This is a genomic window from Sphingomonas sp., assembly GCF_035555815.1.
Lineage (GTDB): Bacteria > Pseudomonadota > Alphaproteobacteria > Sphingomonadales > Sphingomonadaceae > Sphingomonas.
In genome coordinates this window covers 1-6,643 of the sequence record NZ_DATMGG010000112.1, presented here as the reverse complement: position 1 = coordinate 6,643, position 6,643 = coordinate 1, and the positions used below count along the sequence as shown (strand labels likewise).

General features: G+C 69.7%; 7 protein-coding genes and 1 pseudogene. 4 read left to right on the top strand and 4 right to left on the bottom strand.

The features are described from left to right. Both VNR91_RS06210 and VNR91_RS06205 read left to right on the top strand, forming a co-directional pair. Nucleotides 1–122, top strand: a pseudogene (locus tag VNR91_RS06210) (molybdopterin biosynthesis protein MoeB); the annotation flags it as partial. Then, nucleotides 101–409: a DsrE family protein gene (locus VNR91_RS06205; protein ID WP_325489904.1), complete on the top strand. Its 309-nt coding sequence runs from the start codon at nt 101–103 to the stop codon at nt 407–409. The pseudogene VNR91_RS06210 and the gene VNR91_RS06205, both read left to right, overlap by 22 nt. A gap of 40 nt (nt 410–449) precedes the next feature. On the opposite strand, the gene rfbB is transcribed toward VNR91_RS06205, so the two are convergent. From rfbB to galU, 3 genes are read right to left on the bottom strand one after another with little or no spacing between them, the layout of a single operon-like run. Further along, nucleotides 450–1,496, bottom strand: a complete 1,047-nt coding sequence (gene rfbB / locus VNR91_RS06200; RefSeq protein WP_325489903.1) for a dTDP-glucose 4,6-dehydratase — start codon at nt 1,494–1,496, stop codon at nt 450–452. Beyond that, nucleotides 1,493–2,365 (bottom strand): glucose-1-phosphate thymidylyltransferase RfbA, encoded by an 873-nt coding sequence (rfbA, locus tag VNR91_RS06195; RefSeq protein ID WP_325489902.1) that lies wholly within the window; start codon nt 2,363–2,365, stop codon nt 1,493–1,495. Before rfbA ends, rfbB begins: the two co-directional genes overlap by 4 nt. A gap of 45 nt (nt 2,366–2,410) precedes the next feature. Next, on the bottom strand, nt 2,411–3,298 hold the full coding sequence (gene galU, locus VNR91_RS06190) for a UTP--glucose-1-phosphate uridylyltransferase GalU (protein WP_325489901.1): 888 nt from the start codon (nt 3,296–3,298) through the stop codon (nt 2,411–2,413). Between the two features lie 67 nt (nt 3,299–3,365). Between galU and wecB the strand changes: the two genes are divergently transcribed. Beyond that, nucleotides 3,366–4,490 (top strand): non-hydrolyzing UDP-N-acetylglucosamine 2-epimerase, encoded by a 1,125-nt coding sequence (gene wecB, locus VNR91_RS06185; RefSeq protein WP_325489900.1) that lies wholly within the window; start codon nt 3,366–3,368, stop codon nt 4,488–4,490. Next, nucleotides 4,474–5,772 carry a UDP-N-acetyl-D-mannosamine dehydrogenase gene (gene wecC / locus VNR91_RS06180; RefSeq protein ID WP_325489899.1) on the top strand — a complete coding sequence of 433 codons (1,299 nt, stop codon included), beginning with the start codon at nt 4,474–4,476 and terminating at the stop codon, nt 5,770–5,772. Before wecB ends, wecC begins: the two co-directional genes overlap by 17 nt. A gap of 82 nt (nt 5,773–5,854) precedes the next feature. On the opposite strand, the gene VNR91_RS06175 is transcribed toward wecC, so the two are convergent. Continuing rightward, the coding region (locus tag VNR91_RS06175) for a M48 family metallopeptidase (protein WP_325489898.1) at nt 5,855–6,643 on the bottom strand (789 nt) is incomplete at its 5' end.

Below are 6,643 nucleotides of genomic sequence, written 5' to 3'. Positions count from 1 at the left end.
GCGCGGTCACCGGCTTCGGCGACGACAGCGCGGGAAAACTGCTGCTGGTCGACGCGCTGTCGCTGCGCTTCCGCACCGTCGCGCTGCCCAAGGATCCGGGATGCCCCTCATGCGCGGGCTGACGATCGTCGTCGTTTCGTGCGATCCCGGCCGCTGGGACGCGGCGCTGACGCTGGCGAGCGCGGAGGCGGCGCTGGGCGGGCGGACGCGGGTCTATTGCCACGACGCGGCGGTGACGCTGATCGCCCCGTCCGATCTGCTCGCGACCGCGCGCGAGTTGGGCGTGACGCTGATCGCCTGCCAGACCGGGCTGGCCACGCACGGCATGGCGCTGCCCGAGGGTGTCGAGGGCGGCGGCCTGGTCAGCCTGCTCGCCGAGCTGGACGACGATCGGCTGGTGACGATCTAAGCTTGTCCCCGCCTGCGCGATAGTATGTGTCAGCGATACCCTACGCCGCGTTCAGCGCGTCCAGCCCATGTCCGGCGGCGTCAAAGCCCTGCCACCACGCCGGGTTGGCCAGATACCAAGCGACGGTCGCCGCCAGTCCGGCGTCGAAATCCAGCGCGCGGCGCCAGCCCAGTTCACCCTCGATCCGGCCGGGATCGATCGCATAGCGCAGGTCGTGTCCGGGCCGGTCGGCGACGAACTGGATCTGGTGCAGATAGGATCGCCCGTCCGCGCGCGGCGCATGACGGTCAAGCAGGCCGCACAGCGCGTGCACCACTTGCAGGTTGCTGCGTTCCGCACGCCCGCCGACCGCGTAGCGCGCGCCCGGCCGCGCGCGTCGCGCGATCAGGTCGAGCGCGCGAGCGTGATCGTCGACGAACAGCCAGTCGCGCACATTGGCGCCGGCGCCATAGACCGGCAGCGGTTTCCCGCTCAGCGCGTTGGCGACGATGCGCGGGATCAGCTTGTCGGGCGACTGCCACGGGCCGTAGTTGTTGCTGCAACTGCTGATCGTCGCCGGCAGGCCATAGGTGCGCCCCCATGCCGCGACGAGATGGTCCGACGCCGCCTTCGATGCCGAATAGGGCGAGGACGGGCGATAGGGCGATTCTTCGTTGAACGCCGCCGCCCCTTCCAGCGGCAGGTCGCCGTGGACCTCGTCGGTCGAGACGTGGTGGAAACGGAAACCGTCGCCGATGCGTCGCCAGTGATCGAGCGCGGCTTCGAGGAGCTGATAGGTGCCGACGATGTTGGTCTGGACGAACGCCGCCGGCCCGGCGATCGAGCGGTCGACATGCGTCTCGGCGGCGAGGTGGAACACCACGTCGACCCGCTCCGCCGCCAGCAGATCGCCCACCAGCGCGCGGTCGGCGATGTCGCCCTGCACGAACCGGTAGAGCGGCGAATCCGCCAGCGATGCCAGCGATTCGCGCGACGCTGCGTAGGTCAGCGCGTCGAGCACCACCGCGCGCGTGCCGGTCGCGACCAGATGGCGGGCGAGCGCCGAGCCGATGAACCCGGCGCCGCCGGTGACCAGCGCGGTCCTCATGCCGCCCGCGCCACGTCGCGCAGATAGGTGGCATAGCCGGTGCTGCCGAGCGCGGCGGCGCGCGCCAGCACCGCTTCCGCATCCAGCCAGCCCTGATCGAGCGCGATCTCCTCGGGACAGGCGATCTTGATCCCCTGACGGTGCTCGATGGTGCGGACGAACGCGCCCGCATCGTGCAGGCTGTCGTGGGTGCCGGTGTCGAGCCACGCGAAGCCGCGCCCGAGCCGGACGACGTCGAGCGCGTCCCGCCGCAGATAGGCGGAGAGCAGGTCGACGATCTCCAGCTCGCCGCGCGCCGACGGCGCCAGCGTACGCGCGATTGCCGGGGCGTCGCCGTCGCAGAAATAGAGGCCGGTCACCGCCCAGTCGGATTTCGGCTGGCGCGGCTTCTCCTCGATCGCGATCGCGCGGCCGGTGTCCGCGTCGAAGCTGACCACGCCGTACCGCTCGGGGTCGTGGACGCGGTAGGCGAACACGCTCGCCCCGCGTTCCGCCGTCGCGGCGGCGCGGCAGCGCGCGGGCAATCCCTCGCCGTAGAAGATGTTGTCGCCCAGGATCAGCGCCGAACGATCCCCGGCCAGAAACGCCTCGCCGATCAGATACGCCTCGGGCAGCCCCCTCGGCTCGACCTGGACGGCATAGGTCAGGTTGATGCCGAACGCCCCGCCATCTCCCAGCAGCAGCTCGAACATCGGCAGGTCGCGAGGGGTCGAGATGATCAATATGTCGCGGATGCCCGCCAGCATCAGCACCGACAGCGGGTAATAGATCATCGGCTTGTCGAACACCGGCAGCAACTGCTTCGACAGCGCCAGCGTCGCGGGATAGAGCCGCGTGCCGCTCCCCCCCGCCAGAATGATGCCCTTCACGATCCTGTCCCCATGGCCACGCCGCCGGGGATAGCAGCGAATGCTTTAAGCTTCGTTTGCCAGCGCCGCACGGGCGAAATCGCGGACCGCCGGGCCGATGTCGTCGCGGCCCAGCGCCAGCGCGAGATTGGCCTGGATGAATCCCGCCTTGTCGCCGCAATCGAAACGGCGGCCGGCGAAGGTCACGCCGTGGAACGGCTGGTCGCCGATCATCCGCGCCATCGCGTCGGTCAGCTGGATCTCGCCGCCCGCGCCCTTTTCCTGCCCCTCCAGCACGCGCATCACCTCGGGCTGGAGGATGTAGCGGCCGATCACCGACAGGTTGGACGGCGCGGTGCCCGCCGCCGGCTTTTCCACCAGTCCCTTGACCTCGGTCAGCGCGCCGTCGCGCGCGCCGGGGGTGATGATGCCGTACATGTGGGTCTGGTCGTCGGGCACTTCCTGCGCGCAGATCAGGTTGCCGCCGGTGCGGTTATAGGCATCGACCATCTGCTTGAGGCACCCCGGCCGCCCCGCGCCGCCGACCATGAAATCGTCGGCGAGCAACACCGCGAACGGCTCGTCGCCGACGATGTCGCGCGCGCACCACACCGCATGGCCCAGCCCCATCGGCTCCTGCTGGCGGACATAGGCGACCGCGCCGGGCTTCAATCGGGTCTGGTGGAGCAGGTCGAGCGATTTGCCGCGCTGCGCCATCGTCGTTTCCAGCTCATAGGCGATGTCGAAATGATCCTCGATCGCCGATTTGCCGCGCCCGGTGACGAAGATCATCTGCTCGATCCCCGCCTCGATCGCCTCGTCGACGGCGTACTGGATCAGCGGGCGATCGACGATCGGCAGCATCTCCTTGGGCAGCGCCTTGGTCGCCGGAAGGAAGCGGGTGCCGAGACCACCGACGGGAAACACGGCCTTGCGGAGCGGTTTGAAGGTCATGCGCCCGCCCCTATTCAATCGGCCCGGGTTAGGCCAGCCTTAAGCCCCGGCGGCTAGGTGGGGCGGCATGAGCAAGATTCTGGTGATCTTCGGCACCCGGCCGGAAGCGATCAAGCTGTTCCCCGTCATCCGCGCGCTGGCGGCGGTTCCGGGGCTGGACGTCCGCACCTGCGTCACCGCGCAGCATCGCGGGCTGCTCGATCAGGTGCTGGCGATCGCCGGGCTGGTGCCCGACATCGACCTCGACCTGATGGAGCCGGGCCAGTCGCTCGACCGGCTGACCGCGCGGCTGCTGACCGGGCTGGGCGAGGTGATGGATGCGGAACGGCCCGATCGCGTGCTGGTGCAGGGCGACACCGCCACCGCGATGGTCGGCGCGCTCGCCGCCTATTACCGCAAGGTGCCGGTCGGCCATGTCGAGGCCGGGCTGCGCTCCGGCGACATCTGGCAACCCTGGCCGGAGGAGGTCAACCGCCGCATCGTCGCGCCGATCGCCGACCAGCATTTCGCGCCGACCGACACCGCCGCCGATGCGCTGCGGCGGGAGAATATCGATCCCGCGACGATCCACGTCACCGGCAATACGGTGATCGACGCGCTGTTCGCCACGCGCGACGCGATCGCGGCCGATCCGTCGCTGGCGGCGGGGCTCGATCCGATCGCCGCGCGATTCGCCGGCAAGCGGCTGATCCTGGTCACCACCCACCGGCGTGAGAATTTCGGCGACGGCATGGCCAATATCGCCCGCGCGATCGGCCGCATCGCCGCGCGCGAGGACGTCGCGATCCTGTTCCCGATCCATCCCAATCCCAACGTCGTGTCGGTGATGGACAGCCTGCTGGGCGACCGGAGCAACGTGGCGCGGATCGATCCGCTCGATTACCCGCACTTCATCCGAGCGCTGGGCATGGCCGATCTCGTGCTGACCGATTCGGGCGGGGTGCAGGAGGAAGCGCCCGCGCTGGGCAAGCCGGTGCTGGTCATGCGCGAGACCACCGAGCGCCCCGAAGGCGTAGCCGCCGGCACCGCGCGGCTGGTCGGCACGGCGGAGGAGGCGATCGTTTCCGGTATCTTCACGCTTCTGGACGACAAGGCGGCCTATTCCGCGATGGCCCGCGCCCACAATCCGTTCGGCGATGGCCAGGCCGCGGCACGGATTGCGAGGATCGTCGCGGATGATTTCGGACACTGAGCTCAAGGTCGCTGTTCTCGGCCTCGGCTATATCGGCCTGCCCACCGCGGCGGTGATCGCGCGGACCGGCGCGCAGGTGCTGGGCATCGATGTCCACCAGTCGGTGGTCGACACGATCAATTCGGGCAAGGTCCATATCGAGGAGGTCGATCTCGACGGCCTCGTCTCCGGCGTGGTCGCGCGCGGCACGTTGCGCGCGTCGCTCCAGATCGAGCCGGCCGACGTGTTCGTCATCGCGGTGCCGACCCCGTTCGACGAGGGGCACCAACCCAACATCGGCTATGTCCTGCGCGCCGCGACCACGCTGGCGGCGGTGTTGAAGCCGGGCGACCTCGTCGTGCTCGAATCGACATCGCCGGTCGGCACGACGGAAAAGGTCGCCGCGCTGCTCGCCGAGCTGCGCCCCGACCTCAGGATTCCCGGCCACACCCACGAAAGCCCCGACGTCGCCATCGCCTATTGCCCGGAACGGGTGCTGCCCGGCCGCATCCTGATCGAACTGATCGACAACGACCGCGTCATCGGCGGCATCACCCCGCGCTGCGCGCGCAAGGCGCTGGGATTCTACCGGCGCTTCGTGCGCGGCGCCTGCGTCACCACCACGTCGCGCGCGGCGGAGATGACCAAGCTCACCGAAAACGCGTTCCGCGACGTCAATATCGCTTTCGCCAACGAACTGTCGGTGATCGCCGACGGGCTGGGTGTCGATGTGTGGGAGGTGATCCGGCTGGCCAATCGTCACCCCCGGGTGAACATCCTCTCGCCCGGCCCCGGCGTCGGCGGGCATTGCATCGCCGTCGATCCGTGGTTCCTGGTCGCCGCCGACCCCGACAACAGCGCGCTGATCCGCACCGCGAGGGAGGTCAACGACGGCAAGGTCGCCGTCACCATCGCCCGCGCCGAAGCGATGATCGCGGCGACGCCCGGCCCGGTCGCGCTGCTCGGCCTCGCGTTCAAGGCGAACATCGACGATTTCCGCGAATCGCCGGCGCTTAAGGTGGCGCAGGCGCTGGCGCAGCGATTCGGGGATCGCGTGCGCATCGTCGAACCCTATGCCCGCACGCTGCCCGCCGATTTCGCCGGCACCGGCGCGACGCTGATCGACATCGACACCGCGCTGGAAAGCTGCACCGGGCTGGTCGTGCTGGTCGATCACGACGTGTTCAAATCGGTCCCGCTCGACGAGCGCGCCGACAAGGCGGTCTATGACACGCGCGGCATCTGGCCCGACCAGCCCAAGGCGCGGCCGGCGGCGGCGCCGCCGCTACGGGTGGCGGTATAATCCACCCGCCTGTATCCATCAGACCCGCCCACAACGTCATCATCCGTCTCTGGCTCAGACCGGAATCCCGCGCTGCGCGCCCTTACAGCCCGGCGACCAGCGCCTGCCAGTCGTTGCTCAGCGGCTTGTCGCGCTCGGCCAGGATCGGCGGGACATAGGGCCGCGCCGGCGATGCCGCGATCAGCGCCGCCTCGCGCTCCAGCAGCGCCGCGCGCGTCGTCCAGCGCGGATGGGTGCGCGCCAGCAGGATGCTGTTGAAATGCGCCTTGCCGAACCAGCGCCAGAACCGCGCCGGCGCGGCGACATCGTAGCCGGCGTTGGCCATCAGCGCGATGCCGAGCAGGTCCGCCTCGATCTCGGTCCGGCGGATATAGCCGACGCTGCGCCCGACCGATTCGAACATTCCCCGGCTGACCCCGGCGGCATCGAGCCGCGCGCGGTGGCGCAGGATGTTGTGCGCCAGTTCGTGCGCGACGACGAAGGCGAGTTCGTCGTCGCTCGTGACCGCCTCGATCATCTTGGTCGAGACCTGGACGATCGCGCCGTCCGCGCGCGAATCATAATCGTTGCGTACCGTCACCTCGAACCGGCTGGCGCAGCCCTGGCGCGGGGTGATGGTGCGGGAAACCGGCTGGCCCGCGCGCAACAGATCGAGCGTCACTGCGCCCGCGCGCGCCGCGTCGGTCAGCCGGCGGTCGGCGGCGACCGTGCGATCGGTCGATTCGGCCTGGCCGGTATCGACGGGGCCGGGTTCGAGCACCACGCCATCGACGCGGACGATCGAATCGTTCGCCGCGACCCCGGCCGCCTCGGCCGGGCTGCCGGGCACCACCGCCTCTACCGCGATCGGCGCTTCAAAGCCGAACACCCG

Excerpts from the sequence above, each read along its gene's own strand:
- VNR91_RS06205 (WP_325489904.1), top strand. The coding sequence starts at position 101 with ATGCCCCTCATGCGCGGGCTGACGATCGTCGTCGTTTCGTGCGATCCC.
- rfbB (WP_325489903.1), bottom strand. The coding sequence starts at position 1,496 with ATGAGGACCGCGCTGGTCACCGGCGGCGCCGGGTTCATCGGCTCGGCG.
- galU (WP_325489901.1), bottom strand. The coding sequence starts at position 3,298 with ATGACCTTCAAACCGCTCCGCAAGGCCGTGTTTCCCGTCGGTGGTCTC.
- wecB (WP_325489900.1), top strand. The coding sequence starts at position 3,366 with ATGAGCAAGATTCTGGTGATCTTCGGCACCCGGCCGGAAGCGATCAAG.
- wecC (WP_325489899.1), top strand. The coding sequence starts at position 4,474 with ATGATTTCGGACACTGAGCTCAAGGTCGCTGTTCTCGGCCTCGGCTAT.